The following is a 26,828-nucleotide window of genomic DNA, read 5'->3' as shown; positions in this document are numbered from 1 at the left end:
AGGAAGTCAGCCTCGGAACAGCAGGCGCGGGTCGTCTTTGGTGAAGTCGTTGCCGACGACGGCGGCACCGCGAACGCCGGAGTACACGCGGACGCCCGCGAGCCGTCCGTACCATTCGTCCGATCGGTTGCCGCCCCAGATTCCGCGGCCGAGGAACAGGCCGCTGCTGCCGTCGCGGCCGGAGACGCCGCTGCCGTCCTGGGTGTTGAGGAAGAAGTTCTGCTTCACGTCGTTGACGTACAGCGTGACCATGTGGGTCGTGGCGTCGTAGGAGACCGCCAGGTGTGTCCATGTGTTGTCGGCGACGTCCGCGTCGCTGAGCGCGTACCAGGCACCGTCGCTGGTCGCCGACGTGGAGAGCAGGAAACTCCACTTCCCGTGCAGTTTCCCCGCGCTGTCGGCCACGGCGCGATAGCCGAGGAGGAACGGCGAGTACTGTGCGTCGTTCCCGCCGGCCACAGCCCGGGCGTACGGATCGACCGCACCGATGGCGGAGACGTCGGCAGCGGTCCAGGTGTGGCTGACCCAAGCTTCCACGGTGAACGACTTGTCCGTGCGGAAGTTCGCCGGCTTTGGGACGTCGACCTGGCCGCTCCAGGAATTGTCGAACTGCGCGGCACACGCGGTCGGGTTGCCTCCGGCGTCGGGAGTTGCCGTGAGCTGAACGCCGCCGGAGGCGCTGCTCGCCCGCTGCCCGACCGACTCGTAGTAGCTGTACCCCGCCATCGCCGCGATCTGGTCGTCGTTGAGCCCGGTCGCCCAGACACCGACCTGGTCCACGGCTCCCTTGAACAGGTTCACAGCACCTGGTTCTGCCCCGAGTAGCGCGTTGCCGGTCGCGCCCCATGCCGTAGGCGCGGTGATGGTCGCTTCGCGTTTGCCGTCGACGTAGAGCCGCGCTTGCTTGGTGTCGGTGTCGAACACGACGGAGACCATCGTCCACGTCGAGGCCGACGGCGTGCTCGTCCCGACTGCCCACCGCATCGTCGCGGCGGAGTCGTCCGCGGAGTTCACGCCGAAGACCCAGTGCCCGACGTCCTTGGCGTAGCGCAGTACGAAGTTTTCCGCGTGGCTGCCCGGCTGTGTCAGCACCGTCTGAGTGCCGTTGAGATCGTCAGGTTTCACCCACGCCGACACGGTGTACGAGCCGGCGGTGTTCACGACTGGTCCGGACGACGTGCCAGTTCCGGTCGCACCGTCGAAGTGCACCGCGCCGCCGGAGTGGCCCGGCACCCAGCTGTAGCCACCGGACATGCTCACGTCGTTGCCGAACGCGCTGGTGTCGTGTCCCACTGCGCCCGCGGTTTCGTCGAGCTGCCAGTTCACCTGCTGGGAGGGCACGCGCGAGGTCGAGCTCGTCAGCTCAGGACCGCATCCCTCGGCAAGGCCATACGCGGCGACCAGCACGCCAACGTTGGCGAAGTCGTGCACATCCGAGGCCGACAGCACACGCTGCCACACCTGTGCGTCGTCGATCTGGCCGTGGAAATAGTCGATCCTGCTGCCGTTCCACTTGCTGGCACCGATCAGCATCGGCCCGGTCGCGGCCCACGGGTGCGCAGCGACCGTCCCCTGCTTGACGCCGTTGACATACAGCGTGGCTATGTTCGTCTTCGCGTCGTAGGTCGCGGTCAGGTGAGTCCAGATGCCCAGCTGCGGTGCGCCGCTCGCGATCGCCCTGGCGTCGTTGAGATCGGTGTTGTCGCCGGTGGTCATGCGCATGACCCACGCGTTGCTTTCCTTGTTGTATTGCAACAGGAACGGGTCAGTGAGCGTGCCGTCCTGCGCCAGCACGGTCTGGGAGTGGGTGGTGTCGGTCAGTTTCACCCACGCGCCGACCGAGAACGACTTCGTCGTGTCGAGTACCGGCCCCGAGGTCTGAGCGAAGCCTGACGTGCCGTCGAGGCTCAAGGCTCCCTTCGCGCCCTCGCCGTATCCGTTCGCGTCGGGATGCGACCAGCTATTGCCCTGGTTGTAACCGGCCGACCAAGCCGCTCCGCCGCTGAGCGCGGCATTGTGCACGGCGACGCCGCTGTTGCCCGGCGTGGTCGATGCGGTGTCCGCTGCGGTGGTGCCGCCGGTCTCGTCCAGTGACCACGCGCCGGCCAGGTTCGTGCCCGGCGTCACCGGCTGCACGTGATACGAACAGGACGGGCCGTCCAGATGACCGTCAGCCACGCACGTCGCCACCGGGCCTGGTGTGCCTGCCTTGTTCACTGCCTTGACGCGGATCAGGTTCTGGTTGCCGTTCACCGCGGTGGTGCTGAGGTTCGTCGTCGCGATCAACGCGCCCCCGGCGTCAGTCCCTTGTGTGGCGGGCGCGGTCAGCGAGCCCTGCACCTGCGGCTCGGAACCATCGGTCGTGAAGATGAAATGGTCGATGTCGTAGAGACCGGCGGTCGCCATGTCGACGCGCACCGAGAAGGCCGCCGTGTCCCCCTGATTCACCGGTGGAGTGCCGGTCATCGTGACGCTCGGGGCGTGCGGTGCTTTGGAGTCCACAGTGAACTCGCAGTTGCCGACCCAGTTGGTCCACAACTCGCCGTCGGTCGCTTGCATCGACCAGTTGTAGATACCGTCGTCGTTGATCCAGCCCGCTGGAACGGCCGCCAGTTGAGCGGTCGCGCGCTGATTCGGTCCTGCGGTGCCCACTGCGACGAGGTTCGCGCCGTTGTCGTGGCTGTAGACGTTGTGCCCTACTGCGCCGAACGCGACGCCGAACTTCGCCAGCACCGTGCCGCCGTCTGGGTCCGACACCTGGCCGGCCAGCTGCGGGGTTTTTGTGAACACCCACGGCCGGTTCGGGCCGGTGACACATGGGAGGAGGCCGCGCTGCATCGACAGATTCGCCGGCGGGTTCGGGTACGAGTTGTAGTTCACTTGGAAATACGGGTTCAGCGCGAACCGGCGCCACGCCGCGGTACCGTCTCCCTCGTTGGCGGCCGCGAGCACGAACCACGTGCTCTGCCAGTAGTTCGCCGCCGCGTCCCGCGCTGCGCCGGTCGCGTCGAACTGGCCCGCCACGTTGCCTGCGTCATGGCAGTTCGCGACGTTCATGTCCGACACGTGGTAGGACCAGCCGGGCTGCAGGTTCCACGTCGTCCCGGGGTCGGCCGGGTTCGAGATCCACAGTCCGGTCGGCCGCGGGCTGCAGCTGTAACTGTGCAGCACCGTCGTGTTCAGCGTCGCGCTGTGGATGGCCGTGCCGCCCAGCCGGGAGGTGTTCATCTGGATGTAGGACCGTGACGTCCCGGCCCGGTCGTAATCCTCGTACCCTGCTTTGAGATCGGAGAGGTCACCGGTGGAGGCGTTCCAGTTGTGCGCGTCCGGGTAACCGGATTGAACGACCACATGAGACTGGATGCCGCAGGACGTGCACCAGTTGTCCGGATCGAGCGAGACCGGGTACCGCGTCGCCGGATCGTCCAGGAACGACTGGTCAGGAGCGATCGTGACTTTGTCCGCCGCGAGCTGGAAGCCCATCACCGCCTCACGACGGCCGCCGCTTTCGCCAAGCTGTTGCTCAGCGGGCGATCCGACCCCCGACGAGTCCCACATCCGCGATGCGTCACCGGCGAACAGCACCTTGCCGAAACCGTCCGTCACTTGCAGGCCGTCGGTCGGCTTCGGTTGCGCCGGCGTGCCGCGGCCCTCGCCTTCCGCGACGGAAACGGATGTGTTCTTCGTGTACAGACCGAACGCGATCTCGCGCAACTTGGGGTTCTTCGCCGCGTCCGCTGTCTTAATGACCAGGTTCTCGGTGTAGCCCTCGGTTGCCGCCTTCACCGTCAGGTCCACGCCCGGAAGCACTTCCGCGTAAGTCGCGGTGTCGCCCTCCAGACGCGGCTTCGGCAAGTCGGCCGTCCACTTCAGCCCGACCGCCTTGTCCTGCGCGCCAGCCTTCACGATCGGTGTCGCCGCGGAACCGGCCCCACCCGGGTTGAGCGCGAGATCGATCGCGGCGGCCCTCGGGCCGATCGTGCCGTCGGATCGCTGCACCAGCGTGGAATCGACCGCAACCCAGGCAGTCCCCTGCTTCACCCGCACGGGATGCACGTACTGCGTCATCGTCCACGAACCATCGGGATTCGCGAGCACCTGCGTGGTCTCGGTCGTCTCCGAGGCAACCTCGACCTGCTTGTCGCCCTCGCGTGCGTAAGCAGCCGCAGTCACCTCGTCCGCCGCCGTGTCAGGAACAGCCGCCGCAGCTACCGAACCACCGGTCTGGACCACTGTCGCGGTGCCCAACACCACCGTCGCCGCAACGAAAAAAGCGCGCCAGCGCACAACCCGACCACGCACGACATCCCCCTCGCCCAGAGCAACCAGCCGCAAACGCTGGGCCCCCGACGAACCCGGGATTACTTTGCCTAATCAACCAATTTAAGGAAATACGCCAAACGGAGCATTCGACGTCAGGTTACAAAACAGCCAAGAATTCCAGGCAGCGATGTCCATGCCAACTTCACAACAAGACAAATAGAACAATTCAGACAAGCCGAAAAGTCGGGCCTGAGTTAGTCACTAACACACCATAAGCCGACCAAGCGAGACAGCTATCGACTAACCATGCATGCAACTCTTCCGACGTGCCAAAGCGACATCCTGTGGTGCAAGCCTGCGCCGCGGAACCGGGGCCGGGGGGCGGAACGCTTCAGCCAGCGACTGGCGAGGGCGGCCAGCCGCTGGCTAATGACCAGGTCGAGCATCGACGGATTCCGCGACGAGCACTCGACGCACAGAAGGTGTGCTCTATTCGGGTGAGTGTCAGTGGCAGTCCGCTTCGCTGCGAGCGATCAGATGTGATCATGTCGCCGATGACCTCCTTATTGACTCATCCTTCGGACTGGACGGACGTTCCGGTTGCAGAAGTTGCGCGACGTGCTCGGCCGCCGCAAAGCGATCGAGATCGAGGGCTCCGAGACCGTCCGCACGCGGCGGATCGAGGCGTTCGCTGTTCGCGGCTCCGCTGAAGCGGTGCCCGCGTCGGCGAAGTCCTCGTCAGCGTCGAGCAAGCGCCAACTGCCGGAGCACATTAGCCGACGCAGATCGACTTCCTCGTCAAGCGTTGCCGCGCTGACGGGCATCAAGGGGCATAACCACATGGGGGAGAACTGTGCTGGAAAAGGAATTACAGGGCTTCGTAGACAAGCTGATCGGCGACGGTCGACTAGTCGGCAGCATCGCCGGCTGGGACGAGGTGGAATCTGTCGCACTGGATCAGGTGCAGGGAAGCGAGAGGCTGTTGCTCCTGGACGACATCGTCCTCCATCGGGTGGCCGATGCCGCGTTGATGGTACGCGACCGGCTCGTTGAGCTTACGCCGGTGTCCAACTACACGCGGTCGATCTCTCTCGACCGGTCTGAAAAGCTGTACGCCGACCTGCTCTACGTGTCACCGGAAACAGGTTCGGTGGTGGTGTTCGAGATCAAGCGAGCCAAGGCCACCGCGCGAGAGACGATCACCGAACTGCTCGCCTATGAACAAGAGCTGCGCAACCACTTGCCGTTCTCGGCTCGGACGGACATTTGCTTCGTCGTGGTCTCCACGGATTACGCGCCGCTGCTGGACCACTCGCTCTCGTCGTTGATCACCTGGCACGGGCTGAGAATTCTCTGCCTCGAGGCTGATGAATCCCTGCAACTCACTGTCCGGCTTCCGTCGGGATGGACGAGCCTGGGGCAGGACGTCATCCCCGCACGCCATATCGACACCATGACGTTGAGGTTCACCCCGCACGACCCCCACGCCGATCCCGTCTCGACGGAATGTCTGCTAGGAAGCGCGCTAGACCTGATCGGGCGTGAGGCAGACCGCGGCGGCGTCACTGGTTTCGGCTTCGCCTGGGAGAACAGCGACTACCCCATCGGGTCCATCGAGCCTGCCGGACTCACCGTCGCGCGGGTCAATCCGGCAGGCTTCCTCGGTGCCGCGAAAGCGGACTACTTCCTCGGCGCGATGACGCGCTCGCCCCTGCACAAGCGCGTCGCGGAACTCGGCTGCGGCGACCGCTGGCATCCCTCCTCGCCTGAACTCGATGCCGCGACACGGTTCCTGTCATCGCACGGAACCGTCAGCTGGCACCGCACCGGCAGTTGGCGCGACATGCGCAGCGACCAGCGTCACCGCAGCACGGGCCCGATCATGGACCGATACGCCGTCCCGGTCGTGTTCAACTCCTGGGGCCTCATCGGCGACTACACCCGTGACCTGCTCACCAACCCGGTACGACTCGCCGACACTTGTGGCGAGCTCGCAGGAACCGTGATCGGCACTCACACACCCGATTTCGCGTTGAAGGTCATCGACACCATCGCGCCAGACGAGAAGATCCCGGCCTTTGGCGCGCAGTGGTTCTCCCGCCTCGGGTTTCGGCTCGCGCGATTGTGGACATACGCCAAGGCGTACCAGGTGAAGACAGACCCGCTCGTCCGCAACCGGATCCGTTCGCTTTTGGCCTGGGCACGCGCCGACTTGGCCGTTCCCATGACCGAACTGCAGCTCGCCGCATCGCTCGCCGACACTGCGACACGCCCACCACAGCTTGTCATCGGGCCGAGCAACGGTGGCGAACCTACCGAGGATCCGGACGTGATCCGGCAGCTCGTCACGTGGATCGGCGATGACCTCGTCGGCAATACCAGCCCGCTGCACAAGACCCTGGTTGAAGCCGCATTCCAGAACGCACAGGCGCTCGACGAAGGACTGCTGACGATCGCACCTGAGATCGACCTACGGGAGATCGTCGCTCAAACGATCTACAACGCGCGGGGAGGACTGGAGATCGCAGCGCACGTTGCCCACCGGCGGCGAGGTGCTCTCGTGGGACTGACAGCCCTGCTCCACGCTACCTTCGATCTGCCTTGTGAACCCGACGCCGATCCCGCCGCACTGTCAGCCATGATCGACGCCATTCCTGCGGATCGCCTGCTGGACGGCTACACCCAAGCCGTCCCTGCAGCACTGGACATCGCCTATCCGCCTCTCCACTTCGGCGGAAGGAGAGACCGAGTCATCCTGTCCAGCGGGGCCGTCGCAGTTCTGCGACGCAAGATACGCGCGCTCTGGGCGGCCGGGCGACCGGCCGGTGTCTACATCGACGGTAGCGGCGAATACGGGATCTGCCTTCTGGAGGACGAGGTCCTCGCCATGTTCCGTTCTCCTGGCGACGACCAGGTCATCGTGCGAAGCGCTCACCCAGGTGGCATGGAAAGCCACTTCCTGCGCACGTGGACCGAGTTGGCAACTGAGCCATCGCGGTGACTGGGTGTGACCATCGCCTGTGGGCAACTCCCCGTACAGCTTCGGGATCTCAATCCCAGCCAACGCCGCCATCCGCAATACACAAGAGAGTTCACTTCCCCGAAAATGTCCGCTGCTGGGGGTGATCAGCTAAATAGCGAGCAGCCGCTCACTGGCAGACGAGGGCGTTTGCCGCAAGACGAGACTGACGCGCGGACACCGTTATCGAGAACGTGTTCTTACACGGTGCCCCTCGAGCTCGTTAACTGACGGATCCCTGTGCCACCGCACCGCGTCGTGGCTGGGCACGAGCAAAGTCGCGGCATGACGAGCACGTCCGCGAGGCGAGAATCACGAGAGAAGTGCCGTCAGGAGCCAGGTCTAATGACTTCTTCGTGGGAGGAATTTGTTCCCAGACCGGTGATAAGCCGTACGGCGGGCCGGCTGCAGGCTGACCAGCCCTCGAAACCGCGCACAGCTGCACTAATCGCCCCGACAGCGCTCGGTTTCCAGGCTGAGGCAGTGGTCGCGAACACCAACTGATCGGCCTGAACCCACGCCGCGGCCCGGCACTTCTTGTCGATCTCGGCGCGCCGTTTGACTCTCACGCCGCCACCTAAGTCATCGCTGTACTTGCATTCGGCCACAATGAGGGCGTCCTCGCGGTAGGCGATCAAGTCAACTTCGACCTGCGGCTCGTTGTCTTTCAGGAACTCCAATTCCATAAGGTCCTGGTACCGCACAGGGCGGCCCTGCGACGGCGCAGACAGACGAGCTGACAGCAGCGCGACCACGTCGCCGTGGTCCCGGAGCAAGTGCTGTGCCACCGGGTGCAACCCGTAGAACCATGCGGGTTCGCACGTGGAGTGGTGCCAGGCGCTGTGGTCCAACTCGTTCCCGCTGTCGCAGCGCTCGCAGCGCCAAGTCTGGGCGACTTTGTCGATGATCAGAAACTGCTTGCTCTGGCACACGGCACAGCGCAACACCAGTCCGCGGCGCAGGACCCGCGCGCGCAACGCGCGGTCGAGCTCGCCGCGAACCTCTTTGTCGGACAGCCTGTCAGTGCGGTCGACGAAACCGTCGAAGCTCAGCACGCCTTCTCCGACCCGCAATACGACGCCACGTCCATCCGGGTAGGCCTCTTCGACAGAGGAGCTCGCCGGCAGGAGGTCGTGGAGCGCGGGAAGCAGCGGCCCGCCGAACAATGAGGCAAATTCACGACGGCCGCCAAGCATCCGGGTCAGCTGAGCGGTGCGCTGCCCGGCGTCGCTAACCCGGGTAGTCATGTCGTGTTCGGCGGCCTTTGCATTGACGTAACCGGCCAGGCTGAGGTTCCGCAGTGTCGGCCGAGCGAGCTGGTTCACGGTTTGAGTGCCGGCCGGCACAAAGTCGAAACGCTCAGCACGGTGGGAGATCCCGCTACGGCTGGCCCGTGCCATCGTGAGCCACTCGTGGGTCCTGGCACCGAACAGTTCGCTGCCCACAACGCGGCGACCGCGAATCGAATGGCTGCCCGCCCAGGTGACATCGACCTGCCAGGCCAGACCCCGGTGGGCTGCGAGCGCCGCATCGTTCAACGACGGCGCGGGCAGGGGTGCCACCATTTCGGTTGTGCCGGTCTCGTCAGTGAATGTCGGCACGGGCAGCACGTCGTCGAACTGCTCTTGCACCGCGACATGGGTGAAGCCGCTTGCTGGCCAATCCGCCTCGACGGCCGGGATCACGTGAACCCCGTCAGCGGCGGCAGACTCAGCACGGAAGGTGCCCGCTGCACTAGCTACCAACCGTTCGCGAAAGTCAATCACTTCTTCGTGCGGTCGGGAGACCGAAGTGATGGTCAGCGCCTCATGTTTCCACCCGCGCGATCTGCCAGCCGAACCGTGCAGCTTGGCGACGATGGGATAGGCGAGCGTGACGTCCTCGGTGCCGAGGATGCTCGGCAGCCAGACCGTGCGGCCGTAGGTCAGGTCACGAAGTCGCGCGAGCGCGAAATCCTCGGCGGTGTCGCCCAGCACCGCAGTGTCGATCCTGTCCCGGTAAGTGGTGGAAGTCACCCGGGTAAGGCCGGCCATCGTCCGGTCGAACGCATGTCGAGACTGCTCAGTCAACACTCCGGTTGCGATGCCGTTCGGGAACCACAGCAACTCGCGCGGAAGGGGGCCAGCTGGCTGGCCAAGCAACCAACGAGTCAGCTCCGACGACGCCTCCGGGTTTTCCGGTGGTGTGGTGGCGTTGAGGTCTGGCGGCTCGACCATCCCGACCTTGGACGCGATCGCCACTCCAAGCAGACCGTCCCATGAAGGCGGGCACTGAAGAACGTGACCCTGGTGAGCTCCGGGGACCTCGATCGCCGCGGGAAACGAAGGCGATGGGCAGTCCAGCAGAAAAACGTCGTCGAGCAGTGGTTCCGCACTGTCGAACTGGTACGGCGAGCAAACGCTCGACACCACATCACGGGCTCGCGTATCGGCTTCGGAAGGAGCGGAGCCGGGCTCCCTGTCGGCTCTGGCCAATGCCGCCGCGCGATCTGCGCCGGTCAACGGGGCGCCGTCGGCACCACGGATCTGGAGCTTCCCGGGCTCGAAATGGTCGATCTCGGAAAGTGTGCGCCCGAAGGCAACCACGTAGTCCGGGTCGTAGGCGCGGCAGGCGTGCAATAGGGCCGGATCGACCACACCGTCTCGGTGCGGGACCAGCGCGAACCCGACACCTCCCCAGACCTGATTAGCCAGAAACAGCGCCCGGCGTGCCCAGTAGGTCCATTCACTACCCCCGTCGAAAACGATCACCACCCGCGACGCTCGGAGCCCACGGTTGATCACCGAGTAAGTCAAGGGTTCGGAATCCGTCACAGCGGCAGCCAACCACATTCGCCGAAGCGCTCCCGAACCTCATCGAAGATGGCCCCCACCTCCCGCGGATTGCACAACGCTTCGCGTGTCGCGCCCGCCTATCTCATCCATTGGACCATTCTTCTTACGCTGAGTAACCGTCTTTGGTATCGAGGCAGGGTCCGGCCCGACGGCAGGCGTCCACTCTCCGGCGACCAGACGCCGGTGCCAGCGCAGGATCGTGGCCGGAGTGACCAACCGGCGCAGCCGCAATCCTGTGGACAGTAGGCGGACCAACGCAGCAATCACCGCCCGGTCGGCCCAGTCCAGGCGCGGCTTCGCGTTGCCTCTCCGCAGCACGGCCACCTCGTCGCAAAGCACCAGCAACTCGACGTCCTTCCACGCCGACGAACGACCGAGCAACACCAGCAGACCCACCAGCCGGAGGAAGACCAGATACAACACACGCAGCGTCCCGACTGGCGCTCATGCCCTGCCCGCAACGTGTCTGTTTCCGCAGGTCCGGCGCTTGAACCGATTTCTGGAACCCCACAGGTGCGGATGCGGGGATCCTGAGCGACGAGATCAAAACTCGGCGCACGCTGCTGGACGGCCGGGAACCCGAGCTCTTCGGCAAGGTGCTCGTCGGCAAGGTTGGCGAGCACCTGCGCAGCTGCCGCCGAGAGGCGCTGCAGCTCGTCGATCGGATGAATTTCCTGCTTCGCCAGCGCCCGACCGCTTCCGGCTTGTTGATGGAGCTGAAGTGGGACGCCGATCCGGAGGTGGGCGAGGACACGGCGCACGCGCCGCCTGCTCGACAGCCAGGCACCTCGCTACCTCGCGCGCGAGAGTCGCACCGAGTTGATCGACTTCCTCGTGAAGCGGGTGGAGACCGTTCGCGACCGGGACTCGCCGGACGACTGGAAGACGCGGCTGCGCGAGGCGCTCGGCTACCGCAGCTGGTGCCGGTTCCGGATCCGGGTGCGCAAAGCCAGCGAGCCCTGGCGTGCCCTAACCGACGGCATGCACCAGCAGGGGTCCGGCGGCGAGAAGGCCGTGATGCTGCAACTCCCGCTGTTCGTCGCCGCCGCGGCGCACTACCAGGCACTCGAGCCGACCGCGCCGCACCCGGTTTACCTCGACGAGGCCTTCGCTGGCATCGACGCCGAGATGCGCGGGCACTGCATGGGCCTGCCCACGGACCTCGACCTGGATTTCGTCATGACCAGCCACGACGAGCGGGGTTTTCATGAAGAAGTGCCGGGAGTAGCCACCTACGAACTGTTCCGAGACCCCGGCCAGGAAGGCGTACTGGCAACGCCGTTCATCTAGGACGGAAAACGTGACCACCGCCTGCCCGACCCGCTCGCCGTGCCCGCCGACGATGACGTCATCGCCTAAACTCCGCTCGGCGGCGACAGCACCGCTACCGCCCGGAGTCGCCGACGAAGTGGCCGGTTGGGGCGCGTCAGCCGGCGGCAGACGGTTTTGCGCCGCCGCGCACGAACGGCTCTGGAACAACGGAAAACTCGCTTCGCCTCTGCGGCTCACGGGTCTCACCGACGAAGAGTGAAACGACATCCACGGCCTCTTCGGCCGGGAAGCGTGCAGTCGCCGAGGCGAAGTCAAGCTGACCGTGGCCGACCGGGTCCTCCGCACCGGAGCGCTGGGAATAGGTCTGCGGCGCTTGCTCATCGAAACCGGCGGCAGCACCATCACCCACTCCGGGCACGCCAGGTACCAGCGGATCGCCAGACAACAGGAGGTACTACGGGCTCGGTATTCCCTCGCGGAAGCGATAGCCGGTAGCCCAGAGCTCGCCGATGAACTGCTCTTGCTGCATTCCTTGGGCAAGGAAGACAAGTTCGTGGTGTCGAACGGAACCCGGACCGGATCGACTCACTGGAAGCCGTACAACTCGGCCCTGCGCGTCGCAGCAGGTCTATTACGAACGCGTCGACAAGGGAAAACCGATCTCCGAGCGAAGCTAGCCCACGACCGCGCTCGACAGTTCGAAACGATGGTCCGCAGGGTCCAAAGCAGCGTTCCAGAACCTGATCGGGAAGTCACTCTAGGAGGCGATCGAACTCAGGGACCAGCCCATCCAGATGCGCGGCCCGCTCACCTGGGTGGTGGACGGAGTCACCGTCGCACTGGCGCACCTCGCCATGCCGTAGATCTGCCTTCCTCTCCGCGCGCTCCTGAAGGCGGACATCCTCGACACGCGGCCGCGCGGTCTGCTCCTGGTGGAAAACCACGAGAACTTCGAACAGGTCTGCAAGAACATTGACGTCCACCGACGATGGCTCGTCGTGTGGCCGGAAGGGTATACCGGCGACTCATGCACCGCTTCATCGCAAGATTTCCCGGCATCCCCCTGGCGGGGTGGTGCGACCTGGACCCGGACGGCATCGGGATCATCGGCCGTGCCGAGCGGGCCACCAGGCGTACGATCACCTCGATCGGCATGGACCTGGATCTGTGGCGCAGAGTCACCGCGGACTCCGCGTCTTCCCTGGAAGAAATTGAGCAATGCCGCCAAGTCGCGCGGAACATCGAAGCCCTCACCCCGCCAGCACTGGGCGACCTACTCGCGAGCTTCCAGCACACAGGACTGTGCGCCGAGCAGCAGTACCTCGTCGTCGACGACGAGGTACTGCCCGCGCTGCCGTCGATCTTGGCAGGGCTCGAGAACGAGGACGGGGCGATCAGGCTCATTACTTGACCCTGTCATCAAATATGCACCTTATGCATCTATACAGCTGTTGCACAATTCAAGGTCATCATCTGGCTGTTCCGGCGACGGAACAGGGACAGTCTGCTAGTCGAGCGAGCTAGGACAAGGAGACCAGGTTCCGCTCGCGTGGGGAGTGTGCGCGTGACGACCACTTCCGCCCTACGAACCGGTTCAACCAGTTACAGATCACCTGACCGGAGCGAGTCGCTACGATGACCTGATGCGCGAGCTGCTGTATCTGTCAGAACGCAAGCTTCATGGCATGTTCGTGGACGCGGGCAAGTGGTTGGCCGTGGCATCGTGATTTGGCCCCGGTTCGGCATTGCGTGCAGGACCCACCGATCGGGGGAATTCGGGCTCGTGGTGTGCGAGTCGGTCGGTCGAGCGGAGGTTTCTGGGCGGACAGTGCCGGGGAGGGGCCGTCCGTGTGGGAGCCGGGATGGTGTCCAGGGTGGAGTTGTTCGCGCTGATCCGCCGTGATGCCCGGGTCGAGGGGCTGTCGGTGCGGGCGTTGGCTGAGCGGCACGGGGTGCATCGCCGGACGGTGCGGCAGGCGCTGGGGTCGGCGGTGCCGCCGCCGCGGAAGACGCCGGTCCGGTCGTCGCCGGTGACGGGTCCGTTGCGCGGTGCGATGGATGCGATGCTGCGGGAGGATCTGGACGCGCCGCGCAAGCAGCGGCATACCGCGCACCGGATCTGGGAACGGCTGGTCGACGAGCACGACGCGACGATCGCTTATCGCACGGTGTCGAGTTACGTCGCGAAGCGGCGTCCGGAGATCGCGCTGGAGGCCCGCAGCCGCGCGGGCGTGGTGGACGGTTTTGTTCCGCAGACGCATCTTCCGGGACAGGACGCCGAGGTCGACTTCGCCGAGGTCTGGGTCAACGTCGGCGGCGTCGACACGAAGTGCTTCCTGTTCACGTTGCGGATGTCGTTCTCCGGCAAGGCAATCCACCGGGTCTATTCTTCTCAGGGGCAGGAGGCTTTCTTCGCCGGGCATGTTGCCGCGTTCGCCGAGCTGGGCGGGGTTCCGGCCGGCGAGATCCGTTACGACAACTTGTCTTCGGCGGTGCGGCGGGTCTGCTTTGGACGGTCGCGGGTCGAAACTGATCGCTGGGTGCTGTTCAAATCAGCTTACGGGATCACGAGTTTCTATTGCATGCCAGGCAAAGAAGGCGCTCACGAGAAAGGCGGAGTCGAGGGCGAAGGCGGCCGGTTCCGGCGGCGCTGGTTCGTCCCGGTCCCGAAGATCGCCGACATCTCCGGTCTGAAGGGCGTCAACGACAGGCTCGCCGCGGCGGACCTGGCCGAGGACGCGCGCCACGTCGACGGGCGGGCCGCCACGATCGGGCAGGACTTCGCCTGCGAAGCACCGCTGCTGGCGGCGTTGCCGTCCGACGAGTTCGACATCGCGCTGACCACGACGCCGCGGGTCGACCGCTACGCCAGGATCACCGTCCGTCAGGCGCTCTACTCGGTCCCGGCGAGACTGATCGGGCAGACGGTCCGGGCCAAGCTCGACGCCGAAGAACTGGTCGTCCTGCACGGGGCCGTCGAGGTCGCGCGGCATCCGCGGCTGACCACCAAAGGCGGTCAGCACCTGGTGCTGGACCACTACCTGGAGGTCCTGGCCGGCAAGCCGGGTGCGCTGCGGGGAGCGACCGCGCTGGTCCACGCGCGGGAGAAAGGCTGGTTCACCGCCGCCCACGACGCGTTCTGGGCGGCTGCCCGGGCCAAGCACGGCGACCAGGCCGGGACCCGGCTGCTGATCGAAGTTCTGTTGCTGCACCGGCGAATGGCTCATGCGCACGTGCTCGCCGGGATCCGCGTCACGCTGGAGGCCGGGTCGGTCTCGCCTGACGTGGTCGCGATCGAGGCCCGCAAACACGCCGCCGCGGCCGGCGACACCGCGGCGGTCGACCCGCCGAGGCCGCAGCGCAGCCGCAGCAAGGTCGTGTCGCTGCCCGACCGCCGCCGCGACGCCGAACTGCCGCCGGACTCCCGGCCTGAGCCGTCGGTCGCCGCCTACGACCAACTGCTGCGCAATCCGTCGAGGAAGGGAACCGCGTCATGACCCGCACCACCGCCCGCGGCCGGGACCAGCTCACCGAGGAAGCCGCCGACGCCGCGATCGAGCAGGCCTGCCGGATCCTGCGGCTGCCCACGATCCGCGACCGGTTCGGCGACCAGGCCGCCGCCGCAGCCCGGCAGCAGGCCACCTACAAGAGCTTCCTCTCGGAGCTGCTGTTCATCGAGTGCGAGGACCGCGAGGTCCGCCGCAAGGCCCGCCTGGTCAAACAGGCCGCGTTCCCGCGCGCGAAACGGCTGGAGGACTTCGACTTTGCTGCGAACCCGAACGTCCCGCCGGCGCTGGTCCACACCCTCGCCAAGGGAGCCTGGATCCGCGCGGGGCAGCCGGTCTGCATGATCGGGGACTCCGGCACCGGCAAGAGCCATTTGCTGATCGGGCTCGGCACCGCCGCAGCGGAAGCCGGGTTCCGGGTCCGCTACGTCACCGCCGCCGCGCTGGTCAACGAGCTGGTCGAGGCCGCCGACGACAAACACCTGTCCAAGACGATCGCCCGCTACGGCCGCGTCGATCTCCTTTGCCTTGACGAGCTGGGGTATTTGGAGCTGGACCGGCGGGGCGCGGAGCTGTTGTTCCAGGTGTTCACCGAGCGGGAGGAACGCTCGAGCATCGCGATCGCGAGCAACTCCGCGTTCAGCGAATGGGCCCGCACCTTCACCGATCCCCGGCTCTGCGCCGCGATTGTCGATCGCTTGACGTTCGACGCGTCGATCATCGAGACCGGCACCGAATCCTTCCGGCTGCGCACCACCAAACGCCGCCGCAGCACCCGAGCCAGCTAACACGACCACCGCTTGACCAGCGGAAACAGTGCGCGGAGATGGGGCCAAATCAGAGTGCCGGAACCGCTCGCCACGACCGCAGGTGGGGCCAGATCAGAATGCCGACCGATCACACAACCCGGCAGCCGGGGCCACTTCAAGATGCCGCACCGGAGCCAATTCAACTTGCCGAAACCAAGTGGTCGACCATACGACCCCGGTCCGTTGAGGCGACCGTGGGCGTGCCCGGCGCTTCGACGAAGCTGACATACGGGGGAGCTGCGAACACCGCTGTGACGTCGGCTGAAACGGCCGCGAAGCTGGAGAAAGTGATTCGGTATCTCGAGCGCACGTGCCGCGTTGTCGACTTCTCGTCACCCGGGCTTCAAGCCAATCAGTGGGTGTCGTTTGACCTCGACATGACGTACGGAACCGGGCATGAGGACAGTGCCATCCCCGAGGTCGGCGACGATATCGTCCTGTTCGGAGGCAGTATCGACCCTGGGCCGGGATCTCAGGAGATCGAACTGCTCCTGTGCGGGTCTGTCAATCATCTTCGAGATCGAATCGCCTCCAGCGGTCGCATGGGCTCAGGAAGCGACTGGCTATATGAGGTTATCAAAGCACTCGAGGAACGTGATCGGAAGGGCATCCACGTGGTGCCGGAATTTCTTACCAGCCTGGTGCATTGGAATCGCCCCCGCCTGGATCCCGATAGTATCGTCCGTGAGGTTTTCGGCGGACTCATGCGATCGGCCTTTCCCGCTCCGGACCGCGGACGACTTCGAGGGATAGCTCGCGTCCTGCGAGATATCGACGACGATAAGCGGGTCACCAGACTCATCTTGGGGACACCACTCTATGTCGAGATTCCACCGCCTCGCAGGATCCGACAGGGATGGCGCAGACTGAAACTTTCCATGCGGCGAGCCGACTGACGTCTCCTCAGCGCCGAGTCACGCCTTCGAGTTCAACGCCGACTCGGTCACGAACTCGATCTATGGCAGCAAGCAGGTCTGACCGACTTTCCCACACCCGAGACTTCCATTCGCCTAACCGCCTTTGCTCCTCCTCGCCTGACATATCAGCACCAATGGCTATCATGGCGCTGTTGACAAACTTACTCGAGATACCGGAAAATTCACGCAGCCGCTCACGGGTCATCTCGCTCCAATAGAACTGAGCTGACGCGAACTCATATGGCACCCTCAGAGTCTCCCAGGGCCACCGATCCAATGTAGCTCTTGCCTGATCACGCACAGAAGCGTCGTCCATGCAGCACCCGGACCAAACCTCGTCAATTGTACGTTCGAGATCATGTAGCCATCGTCCCAACTGATCGTAGGCTTCGGCACGCCGAGCATTCTTCTGTGCCTCCGCGGCCGAGTCCACCTGCATCTGGAGCTGCGCGCGAGCCAGCGTCAGATGCACATCGATGTTTCGCTCAAGCACTCGGATGTCACGTCGCGAGCGATATTGCGCCGCGAAGTAGCCAACAGCGAGCCCGATCAGAAGGGCTGCCATCACAACAACCTCAGATGACACAAGTCTCCTTTCACCAGGAGTCGATTCCTTCGCATTCAGGCCCGGATCGGCAAGTTGCTGGGCCAAATCCGAACAACTGTCGGATCAGGGCTCTCCTCGCGCTGCCCGATCCGCCGCAGATGTTACGCTTTCTAATACTCCAGCTGTAGTTCGTGATGTGCTGGGCGTGTCCGTGAGATAGGCGCGGCCACCACGTGATCATGGGTGTTTGTGAAGACAACTCAAGATCGTGTGGTGGCCGCGGTTGCCAGCGTAGACCGTGGTCGGTGGCAGTGGTTGCTGGGTGAGGTCATGGCCCGTGTGGCGGGCCGGTTTCGCCGGGTGGAGACCCGGCGTCGGGCGGGCCGGTTCGTGCAGGGGTTGCTCTCGGAGCTGCCGCGGGTGAACTGCTGGACCATCGCTGAGCAGGTCGGGGACCGGACTCCGGACGGGATGCAGCACCTGTTGTCGCGGGCGTCGTGGGACGCCGACGGGGTTCGTGACGACTTGCGGGATTTCGTGGTCGAGCACCTCGGCGACAGTGACGCGATGCTGGTTCTCGACGAGACCGGGGATGTGAAGAAAGGCGTCCGCACTGTCGGGGTGCAGCGGCAGTACACCGGCACCGCGGGGCGGATCGAGAACTCGCAGGTGTCGGTGTTCCTGACGTACTCGACCTCGCGCGGGCACACGTTGATCGACCGGGAGCTTTACCTTCCCGAGAGCTGGGCCGACGACCGGGATCGGCGAGAGAAGGCCGGGGTTCCGGGCGAGGTCAGGTTTTCGACGAAGTCCCGCCAGGGCGCGGCCATGATCGCGCGGGTGCTCGACGCGGGTGTCGCGGTGGGATGGGTGACCGGCGACGAGGTCTACGGCAAAGACGCCGCCGGGTTGCGCGACCCGCTGGAGAAACGGGGCCAGGCCTACGTGCTGGCGGTCGCGTGCGACTACCGCGTCCCGACCGCCGCAGGCAGGGTCCGAGCCGACGAGATCGCTGCTGGCCTGCGGAAACGGGCCTGGCAGAAGCTGTCCGTCGGAGCCGGCGCGAAAGGACAACGTTTCTACGACTGGGCCCGGATCCGGCTGCGTCCGGACGGGAAAACGGGCTGTCACTGGGTGCTGATGCGCCGCAACCGGCGCACCGGCGAGACCGCGTTCTACCGCTGCTACAGCCCTGAACGGGTCGCATTGGCCGAGCTGGCGCGGGTCGCCGGACGACGCTGGACCATCGAGGAAACCTTCCAGACCGGCAAAGAACTCACCGGCCTCGACCAGCACCAGGTCCGCACCTGGACCTCCTGGTACCGGTGGACCACGCTGGTGATGCTCGCCCACGCCTTCCTCGCCGCCGTCGCTGCCCACGCCCGCGACACGATGCCACCCGAGGGCCTGATCCCGTTGACACGCAACGAGATCAAGCACCTCTACTGCACACTCGTCCTCGAACCAGCCCGCGCCGTCATCGACATCATGGGCTGGTCAACCTGGCGCCGGCACCACCAACACCGCGCCCGACAATGCCACTACCAGCGACGACACCGACAACCAGCACCCGATCACGAACTACAGCTGGAGTACTAAGCTGCACCAACGGCTAGAGCACGCGCCACCGCACCGCAGCGATGACGTGCCAGCGAAGTTCGCACTGCCGGTTCGCAAGCAGGTCTTCGACGCTACGCACCCCTGGACTGCCACCGAGACGATGCCAGCACGTGACACGTCGGCGCCACGGCGGCCCCGCCCATACCGATCCACTGCTCCGTCACGTGGGGTGGCTCGCCGCATGGCAGCTCCATATGTCGCGGGACCCGGTGCTCGCCCCCCAGTACACCATGACCCGACGCCAGGGCGAACTCGACTAACCACGATTGCCCGTCGACAGCTGCGGCGGGGACATCCTCCAACATGCAGCCATCGCGAGGGATTGCAACCATGGCCACGTGTGCACACGAACACTCTGGCACGTGGTGAAGCTACAGCCTTTTCACCCAGTCCGCAGGCCAGTTTGACTTCAGGAACGAAGGACCAGCGATCACTTCGCCGTTTTCCAGTGTAATACTCGGATATAGGTACCATTTATATCGACTTAGATTTGTTTCCACTTGTGGCACAAATTTAAATGATTGAGTAATGGAACCATGACTGCGCAGCTCGATAGACTCTTCATGACTCGGACTTATTATTCGCAATTCCTTAATTTCCGGCGGATCTTCGTCCATTTCACGCGGATTCACTGGAATCTCCACAGTTTCTCCGACTATGCTGATCTTTTTGATAGGAAAACTATGCGGCCCGTGGTTGGAAACCCGCACGGTACCACTTACGTCACCAAATGGCCGATATCGGTCCATCGAGTGCGTTGTCCGGATATCGACCGCAGTGACGGCGACCTCTATTCTTCGAGCCCCCCTTCGGTAGTTTGCGATCGATACTATCAGGCTTGCAAACGAAATGACTGCACCAAATATTGCCATAACGCGCGCCAAGGGATCCGCGCCCACGAGCCCCCTCCCCTTTCTACCGATCGACGGGATCACGTTTCAAGATTATACACAAGGACCTGCAAGCTGGCCTTATTCTGTTGATACAAAGAAGACTAACCTGGATATCTGGCTATTGTTCCTTTAGCGTTACGCTGTGAGACTCTTGCATTGACAAGAGTGCTCGGCAAGGTCCTCCAGCAAGGTCGGCGAGCGCCTGCACTCCTGCCGCTGGGAGGTCTTGGAGCTCGTCGAACGGATGAATCTCCTACTCCGCCAGCGCTCGACCGCCTCCGGCCTGTTGATGGCACTGAGTGGGACGCCGATCCCGAGGCGGGCAAGGACACGGCGCACGAGGCGATGGTGGAGTAACAAATGCGGCCGCTCGCCTGCGCGGTCCGAAGATCCTCCTCGACGGCACCCAACCTGAAGATCCACAACGGGCGTCACCAGCCAGCCGATCTACCTCGTGCTGACCATCAGCGGCGAGGGTCGCTGGGGCACCCCCGAGGCTCCTGGTCCGGCGACGGGTACCGATCGGAGCGGCTGATAGCGGCTCTGGCAAAGTCGGGGGATGGCAGATCAGGCCTCCGTCTCCGATCTCATCGCCGTCCTGGAACTCGGCACCGCCTCAGGCGACACCGACCTCGCCGACAAGCTCCGGAGCGCGTTCGGCGTCGCCCCCGGAGCCGACCTGGCGAACGCGCTGGAGGCCGTGCCACCGGGCGACGTGCTGGCCGCGCTCGCCTCGGCGGTCGCTCCGGTGGCCAGGATGGTCCACGACCTCTACGCGTGGCTCGGAAGACTGGCTGACGTCCGGTCCACCGCCAACCTCAGCGTCAGGGTGACCGACGCCCAGATACAGACGATGGACCTGGACCCCTCCCGCTACGAAGCCTACGAGCAAACGATCGTGGAGGAAGTGTCGAGGACGGAGTTCGACCCATCCCTGCTATCACCCGACAGCAAGCTCTTGACCCTTCACGACTCACATTGGAAGCCCTCGTGCCTCGACGGCACGATCCCGCCGTCCGCGCGGTGCAAGAACTGCCGCCCCGGAGTTGCCGCGGAGTACCGCGAACTGGAGCAGCTACTGCGTGTCGCCGTCGCAGCGATGTCCGATGACGACATGCAGGCAGACACACTCGTCGACGGAAGAACGGGCTTCCTCGAAGACCTGGCGCGCTTGCTCCCCAAGGTCACATCTCGCGTGTGGTCCAGGCCGGAGTGTCCATACAGCATTCGGTTCTTCGCCGACTACCTCCGCCTAGGCCTGCCGGACCTCATCGGCTGCTTTCGCGACGTCAGTGCCCAACAGCTGAAGCGATTCTTCGACCTGCCGTATTGGAAGGCCAGATGGCAGGTCTACGAGCTGTGGATCCTCAGGCTGGTTCTCGACAGCTACGACACCAGTCGATGGATTCCCGCCTTGACTGACGGCGCATGGGATCTCAAGGCAGGCTCTACGAACCCTGAGGCCATCGCGACAGCACAGCTGATCGACGGCACAGAACTCCGCTGCTACTACCAGCACGAGTCGGTCCCGCCAGCCTCACTGTTCCCAGGCCTGCGCGACCGTCCGGAACTCCTCGTCACTCTTGCCCAGGCACCCACCGAACCAGCTTCACCGGGCACCGATATCGAACCGGTCCTGCTCGCTGTCGAAGCGAAAGCACGCTCCAACTACGGACCGCAGGACCTCAAGAGCGCGACCCTCCCGCTGCTCGAGTGGCGACCCCGCCGAGTTCTCGGCGCGTCCTACTTCACCAGCACGGGCACTGATCAGCTGCACGTCCAGCAATTCGCCGGCACCCCGGTGGGAGTTGCCGAAGCCCTCGTTCCCGGATCCGCCTCAGGACCTGCAACCACCGAGTGGCTAGTGGAGTTGTGGCAGGAACTCCCCCGACCGCAGGTCACCATCATCGCCGGTGACATCAGCAGAAGCATGCCACCGCGTGCAGCGAAGAAGCATCTTCAAGCCATGGCAGAGCTGGCCAGAAACGTACCCCGTCCTCGCTGGGCCGACAGCCTCGCCGGAGCCGACCTCCTGTTCCTGTCGACCTTCGGCGGCCCGACGCCTGGACTCAGGTTGCTTCGGGAGTTTTCCGCCGAAGCAATCGCGAAAGCTCGGATTCAGCTTGCACCGGGCGACAGCGGACAGGACCTCGAACGAGCAGTGGCCGAATGGCAAGCGGGGCTAGGCAATGTCCCAGCTCACCGGATAAATCTCTACGTTCACCTGATCACCGACGGTCGGTGGACGGACAACGATCTGGTAGCGCTTGAAAGCTACCGGCTCGCCGGCGCCAGAGTGCACCTCCACCTCGTAGATGCGCCAGCTCACCCCCGGTTCAGAGAGGAGTTACGGCCCTTGGTGGTCGAATAAACTGAGATCCGCCTTGACACTGAACGTGGGTTTCACTCCTGCGGACCTACTTGACCAACATGGCCAGACCAGAGCTCAGCAACGGTCTCCCCCGTTGGACGAAGTCGGTCGTTCACGTCAGGCTCGTACCTGCAGCAGAAGCCCGTGCGTGGAGCCAGTCTCGCGGCCCCGAACGGTCGACACGAGCCAGCGGCAAGCCGTGCCCCAATCACGATCAAGCCAGGCGGCACCGGCGGGCCGCTCCGACCAGGCTCCGGGCCAACCGGCGGGACCACAGCGACGTCCAGTCGCCGTACTGGCCGGAGTCCCACGATCTACCGGCCAACCCTCGGCGCAAGTTCCAGGCTGACTCACAGAGAGGCTTGGACGGCACGCAACGGTCGCTGCTCCACTGACGCCGATAGCCGCCCGTTGTCACGCCACCTCCGGACCATCCGCCGACCGTAATTGTGCATGCCGACCATCCGATCCAGCTCAGCACCGCTCGGCGTGCGCCCCTTCGCGCGCTCCACCACGAAGTAGGCCCACATCCGCTCCTCCGCGGTCAGCCTCGCCTCGTCCGAGACCACAGCGAGACTGACCTCCGCCCCAGTCTCGACATGAGACTCGCGCCAGTCCTCACTCTCGTCGCCGGTCTCGGAAACACGACCCGTAGCCACAGGCGCAGCCTCGGCCCCTTCGCCGTTTCAGGGCGCCGTTCAGCAGCTCCACCGGCAGCAACACCGCCAGCGGCGGGCACGCAGCCACCAGCACGCCGAACACGCTCAACCGCGAAGCCGAACCGATGTTCGCGCACAGCGACAGCGAGATACCGAAGCCGAAGGCCAGCCAGGCCGCCCAGCGCCCACCAGCACGAGCACTATGGCCGTTCTTCCACAGCTCGACCGTCGCCGTAGTCAGCAGACCGTCCACGATCAACGGCCAGATCGACGCCGTCGACGCATCCGCACTAAACCGCAACACGAACTCCCGACCATGACGATACGACGCGTATGCCGCACCAAGAGCCACCAATTCCGTACATCCACACTGGATCCACAACGCCCTATCCCGACGTACCCGATCACCAACCACGTTCATCGCCACCACCCCCGCCGACCCGCCCAGCGACCCCAGCACCACGAACCCGGTCGGACCATGCGACAGAGACCGACATCTGTGAGCCCGAGGGGAGCCCGAGAGAACATGGACACGACGACACCGAGTGACAGATGACAACACTTCGGACTGTCCAATCCGCACCCTGAGCGGACGAAAAGGTCTTGTCCGACGTCACTCGGCACCGCCCGGCAGGTCAGACCGTGGACTCTTAACCAGCGGGTTCGGGGTTCGAGTCCCTGATGGCGCACCCTCACTCCCCAGGTTCGAGAAGTTTTCGACCTGGGGATTTGTGCTATCCGAACACACTTCTTCCGGTTGCGGACTGTCCATTGTGGTCTCCTGCGAGCCCGAGGGGAGCCCGAGAGCGCGGGCCGGGTGCAGCGCCGTCTTCCGCGGGATCGCTCCGGCGAGTTTGCGGGCGGCGTCGGCGGCGACTTCCTGGGCGACGTTGGTGTAGAGGTCCATCGTCACCTTGATCGAGGAGTGGCGGAGCATGTGCTGGATCACCTTCATGTCCACCCCCGCTCCCAACGCCAGCGTCGCAGCGCCGTGCCGCAGCCCGTGCAACGTGATCGGCGGAAGACCGGCTTCCCGGATCAGGCGAGCGAACTCGTCCGCGACGTCCGCGGGATGCAACGGACTGCCCTCAGGGCAGGTGAAGAGCAAGTCGCTCTCGNGCGACGTCCGCGGGATGCAACGGACTGCCCTCAGGGCAGGTGAAGAGCAAGTCGCTCTCGACCCAGTCGCTGCCGAGCCTCGCCTTCGCCTCGTCCTGACTGGCCAGGTGCGCCCGCAGCACCAGCACCGTGTCCGGGTCCAGCGCGACAACCCCCTCCGACGACGGGGTCTTGGGCTTGCTCTGCCCCGTTTCCCACCCGTACTGCACGATCTGGTTCGCCACCTCCAGACTCGCCGCGTCCAGGAACGTGTCCGAACGACGCTGACCGCAAGCCTCGCCCCGCCGCAGCCCGGTGTAGGCAATCAGATGGAACAACGGATACAGCGGATGGTTCACCGCCGAATCGAGGAACTCCCCCGTCTGCTCGCCGGTCCACACCATCACCGGATACGGAACCTCTCCGGTCTCCCGCCACAGCGCGACGCGCTCCGGAGTCCACAGCTTCGGCCGCGGCCGCACCGCCGGAGGCAACTCCACCAGCTTCGCCACGTTCACCGGCAGCAACCCCTCCTTCACCGCAGGACTCAAGATCGCCCGCAACGACTCCCGGATCCGGTGCAGCGACGACGGCCCCACCGGACGCTGCCACTTCACCGCGGCGATCTTGCGCGGATCACCGCTGGCGCGGTGCTCCGCGATCACCTCGTTGTGGTCCACGATCGCCTCGAACATCGCGTCCAGATGCCCCACCCGCAGCCGGTCCCGCCGCACCTTCCCCAGATGCGGCCGAAGATAAAGCCGCACGTGCGACTCGTACGAGCGGTACATGTTCCGGCTCACCGTGCGCTTCTTCAATACCAGGAACGCATCGAACACCTCGTCCATGTACGGATGCTCCAGCGCTGGTGCGGCTGCCCGCACCAGCCGCCGCACCGGCTCCACCTCCGGCAGCGGCTGCTTCTGCGCGATCGCCGCCGCGACGAGATCGCCGATCTTGCGCAGCGTCTCCTCGTCGTCCTCCTCCGCGAGCGCGAGCAAGTCCCGGACACGACCGAGACCGGTCTCGGCATCGGTCGCGCTCTCGTAGCCTCCGCGCCGACGCGGACGCCGGTTGCCCGCCGCGTCAGGCGGCAGCTCGATACGGAAGAACCACTGCCCGTGCCGCTTGTTCCGCAGCTTCGGGCACTCGCCGCCCAACGACTTCCCCTTCGCGTCCCGGCACGAACAACGCCGGAACACCGATCCTTTCGCGACAGGCACTGCTGCTCCCCTCTCGTCTTGGCCATCACCCACCAGGGCGTTTCCTCGGGCGTCGATACTCGCGCTGCGACCCGCGCTCGGGGAAGCCCGAGCAGATGCGAGATCACCGCATCAGGTGATCGACGCCCAGCAGCCGCAACAATCCCGTCGTCGGAACTCGATACACGCCTCCCACACGCAGAACAGGGCAAGGGAACGAGCCAGCGCGAGCCAGCGCATAGGCGGTCGTCCGCCGGATCCGCAGCGCTCGCGCGGCCGTCATCAAGTCCACCACCGCCGGCAAGGCCGCAGCTTCAGCCAATGTCATCCCCTGCACGTCGACAGTCATGGCTGTTCCTCATCGAGGCCGAGTCGGCGCAACGCCACCCGATGACTGTCGAGATCGAGGTCAATGCCGATGAAACGACACCGGTGCTCTTGGGCAGCGAGACCCGTGGTCCCGCTGCCCGAAAACGGGTCCAGCACTGTCCCTCCGGACCGGCATCCCAACCGCACGCACCGGCGGGCGATCTCCAGCGTTCCCACCGCCGGATGCCCGGTGCCGCTTCGCCCGGCCGAGACCGTCCACAGCTCTTGTCCCGCCCAGGTCTCGGCCACGGTCTCGCCGGTCTCGCCCAGGTCTCGACGGTCTCGGGTCAACGCGAAGATCGTCTCGTACCGGTGGGAGAACCGGTCCCGGACGCTTTCCGGGCGTGCGTTCGGCTTGTGCCAGACGATCTCCCGCCGTACCACCCAGCCGCGATCCTGCAACGCATGCCCGACCCGCCACGGAACCCCGACCAGATCCTTCGCCCGACGCCCTGCCTGCGGCGGACGATGACAGCCGTACGGCGACCGAGACCGCGTCGCTGCGGTACGCGCCGCCGAACCAGCAGCGACATAGTTGCCCCAGGAACCGCCGTAGCTGTCCCCCAAGTTGAGCCACACCGAGCCAGACGGTGCGAGCACGACCGCCAATTCCTCGAACACGCCCGCAAGCCGCTCGACATAGTCGTTCACCGTGGTTTCGGCGCCGATCTGCCCGGCGATCCGATAGTCCCGCAAACCCCAGTACGGCGGCGATGTCACCACACAGTCCACCGACCCGGCCGGCAGACATCGCAATGCCACAACCGCGTCCTCGCAGTAAAGAGCTACTTGCCCGTCGTCGTGAACCAACATCACGCCACCGCCTCGGCCTGTGGCACGCGGACAAGCGTGCGCCCCCAGCGATCTGCGGCCGCCCTTGCTTCCGGCCCGTCCGTCACATCCAAGACGACCCCGCCTTCCGGGCATGCCGCAAGCACAACCCGGTCCGCGAGGGCGGTTCGTCCTGCCAGCAGAACATCACCGCGACTTGGACCCAGCGCTGAGCGAGCTGCCGACAGATCGAAGTAATAGCGTGCTTGCTTCACGAAGAACAGCACAGTTTCGCACTTGCCGTCCTCGACGCCGACGACGACAGCGTTGCGAAGAAGCCAGCCGTCATTCTGGAGCACGAACGCGACCCGCCACGTCAGCCCGTCAAGACCGCCCGACGTGCGGTTGTCATCGACGGTGAGCCACGCGGACCCCTCGGGCTTCAAGAGCCGATCTAGTTCTCCCGCAAGGGTCCGTACCTGACGCAGGCGCACTGACGAAGCGGGCAACCGAACAAGACAGCAGTCCACTGAAGCATCAGTAATAGCCGAGATTCGCGAACTCAAGGTCTCTGAGAATTGTTTTTGATTATTCATTCCCGCCTCCGCGTCTTCCGGTAAATCAGACACGGCTAATCCGACATAATCTGATACCCTGCGATGACACCGACAACGACCC

18 protein-coding genes and 1 pseudogene are annotated in these 26,828 nt (G+C 65.0%); 8 read left to right on the top strand and 11 right to left on the bottom strand.

From position 1 onward, the window contains the following. Positions 1–6 precede the first annotated feature (6 nt). Positions 7–4,173 (bottom strand): LamG-like jellyroll fold domain-containing protein, encoded by a 4,167-nt coding sequence (locus EIZ45_RS25880; protein ID WP_043829551.1) that lies wholly within the window; start codon positions 4,171–4,173, stop codon positions 7–9. A gap of 943 nt (positions 4,174–5,116) precedes the next feature. Between EIZ45_RS25880 and EIZ45_RS25875 the strand changes: the two genes are divergently transcribed. Beyond that, positions 5,117–7,264 (top strand): hypothetical protein, encoded by a 2,148-nt coding sequence (locus EIZ45_RS25875; protein WP_043829531.1) that lies wholly within the window; start codon positions 5,117–5,119, stop codon positions 7,262–7,264. Positions 7,265–7,611: 347 nt separating this feature from the next. Here EIZ45_RS25875 and EIZ45_RS25870 read toward each other — a convergent pair whose 3' ends face one another. Next, entirely contained in the window at positions 7,612–10,095 is a 2,484-nt protein-coding gene (locus EIZ45_RS25870; RefSeq protein WP_134734547.1) for a hypothetical protein, read from the bottom strand. A gap of 39 nt (positions 10,096–10,134) precedes the next feature. Further along, complete coding sequence (locus EIZ45_RS25865; RefSeq protein WP_235146646.1) at positions 10,135–10,539, bottom strand: hypothetical protein; 405 nt, start codon at positions 10,537–10,539, stop codon at positions 10,135–10,137. Positions 10,540–10,935: 396 nt separating this feature from the next. Here EIZ45_RS25865 and EIZ45_RS25860 point away from each other — a divergent pair, with 396 nt between their 5' ends. Beyond that, the gene (locus tag EIZ45_RS25860) at positions 10,936–11,406 is read left to right on the top strand and encodes an SbcC/MukB-like Walker B domain-containing protein (RefSeq protein ID WP_043829535.1); all 471 of its coding nucleotides are present in this window, start codon (positions 10,936–10,938) and stop codon (positions 11,404–11,406) included. A 136-nt stretch (positions 11,407–11,542) separates the two neighbouring features. Here the strand turns inward: EIZ45_RS25860 and EIZ45_RS25855 are convergent, their stop codons facing one another. Then, the gene (locus tag EIZ45_RS25855) at positions 11,543–11,797 is read right to left on the bottom strand and encodes a hypothetical protein (protein WP_134662609.1); all 255 of its coding nucleotides are present in this window, start codon (positions 11,795–11,797) and stop codon (positions 11,543–11,545) included. 618 nt (positions 11,798–12,415) lie between these two features. On the opposite strand from EIZ45_RS25855, the gene EIZ45_RS25850 reads away from it, so the two are divergent. The 4 genes from EIZ45_RS25850 (at position 12,416) to EIZ45_RS25835 (ending at position 16,599) form a co-directional block, all read left to right on the top strand. Then, positions 12,416–12,799 carry a hypothetical protein gene (locus tag EIZ45_RS25850; RefSeq protein WP_043829539.1) on the top strand — a complete coding sequence of 128 codons (384 nt, stop codon included), beginning with the start codon at positions 12,416–12,418 and terminating at the stop codon, positions 12,797–12,799. A 451-nt stretch (positions 12,800–13,250) separates the two neighbouring features. Beyond that, positions 13,251–14,885, top strand: a complete 1,635-nt coding sequence (gene istA, locus EIZ45_RS25845; protein ID WP_043833242.1) for an IS21 family transposase — start codon at positions 13,251–13,253, stop codon at positions 14,883–14,885. Further along, entirely contained in the window at positions 14,882–15,682 is an 801-nt protein-coding gene (istB, locus tag EIZ45_RS25840; protein ID WP_043833244.1) for an IS21-like element helper ATPase IstB, read from the top strand. Before istA ends, istB begins: the two co-directional genes overlap by 4 nt. 38 nt (positions 15,683–15,720) lie before the next feature. Beyond that, on the top strand, positions 15,721–16,599 hold the full coding sequence (locus tag EIZ45_RS25835; protein WP_370318182.1) for an SAVMC3_10250 family protein: 879 nt from the start codon (positions 15,721–15,723) through the stop codon (positions 16,597–16,599). A gap of 7 nt (positions 16,600–16,606) precedes the next feature. On the opposite strand, the gene EIZ45_RS25830 is transcribed toward EIZ45_RS25835, so the two are convergent. Continuing rightward, positions 16,607–17,185, bottom strand: a complete 579-nt coding sequence (locus EIZ45_RS25830) for a hypothetical protein (RefSeq protein ID WP_134662611.1) — start codon at positions 17,183–17,185, stop codon at positions 16,607–16,609. A gap of 312 nt (positions 17,186–17,497) precedes the next feature. On the opposite strand from EIZ45_RS25830, the gene EIZ45_RS25825 reads away from it, so the two are divergent. Continuing rightward, positions 17,498–18,766: an IS701 family transposase gene (locus EIZ45_RS25825; RefSeq protein ID WP_081685074.1), complete on the top strand. Its 1,269-nt coding sequence runs from the start codon at positions 17,498–17,500 to the stop codon at positions 18,764–18,766. A 392-nt stretch (positions 18,767–19,158) separates the two neighbouring features. On the opposite strand, the gene EIZ45_RS25820 is transcribed toward EIZ45_RS25825, so the two are convergent. Beyond that, a complete protein-coding gene (locus tag EIZ45_RS25820; RefSeq protein WP_134662612.1) occupies positions 19,159–19,722 on the bottom strand; it encodes a hypothetical protein in 564 nt (187 codons plus the stop codon). A gap of 517 nt (positions 19,723–20,239) precedes the next feature. Here EIZ45_RS25820 and EIZ45_RS25815 point away from each other — a divergent pair. Further along, on the top strand, positions 20,240–22,051 hold the full coding sequence (locus tag EIZ45_RS25815) for a VWA domain-containing protein (RefSeq protein ID WP_043837219.1): 1,812 nt from the start codon (positions 20,240–20,242) through the stop codon (positions 22,049–22,051). 350 nt (positions 22,052–22,401) lie between these two features. On the opposite strand, the pseudogene EIZ45_RS46925 reads toward EIZ45_RS25815, so the two are convergent. The 5 genes and pseudogenes from EIZ45_RS46925 to EIZ45_RS25785 form a co-directional block, all read right to left on the bottom strand. Then, positions 22,402–23,131 (bottom strand): annotated as a pseudogene (locus tag EIZ45_RS46925) (DUF2637 domain-containing protein). Between the two features lie 192 nt (positions 23,132–23,323). Beyond that, positions 23,324–23,788 (bottom strand): tyrosine-type recombinase/integrase, encoded by a 465-nt coding sequence (locus tag EIZ45_RS25805; RefSeq protein ID WP_240692035.1) that lies wholly within the window; start codon positions 23,786–23,788, stop codon positions 23,324–23,326. Between the two features lie 1,346 nt (positions 23,789–25,134). After that, positions 25,135–25,359 carry a DNA-binding protein gene (locus EIZ45_RS25795; protein ID WP_134662615.1) on the bottom strand — a complete coding sequence of 75 codons (225 nt, stop codon included), beginning with the start codon at positions 25,357–25,359 and terminating at the stop codon, positions 25,135–25,137. Further along, on the bottom strand, positions 25,356–26,099 hold the full coding sequence (locus EIZ45_RS25790; RefSeq protein WP_240690588.1) for a site-specific DNA-methyltransferase: 744 nt from the start codon (positions 26,097–26,099) through the stop codon (positions 25,356–25,358). Before EIZ45_RS25790 ends, EIZ45_RS25795 begins: the two co-directional genes overlap by 4 nt. Positions 26,100–26,191: 92 nt before the next feature. Beyond that, positions 26,192–26,779 (bottom strand): hypothetical protein, encoded by a 588-nt coding sequence (locus tag EIZ45_RS25785; RefSeq protein WP_134662617.1) that lies wholly within the window; start codon positions 26,777–26,779, stop codon positions 26,192–26,194. Between the last annotated feature and the right edge of the window lie 49 nt (positions 26,780–26,828).

It is taken from the genome of Amycolatopsis sp. CFH S0740, assembly GCF_004522315.1.
In the GTDB taxonomy this organism is placed as follows: Bacteria; Actinomycetota; Actinomycetes; order Mycobacteriales; family Pseudonocardiaceae; genus Amycolatopsis; species Amycolatopsis nivea.
This window is presented reverse-complemented; position numbering and strand designations above follow the sequence as displayed.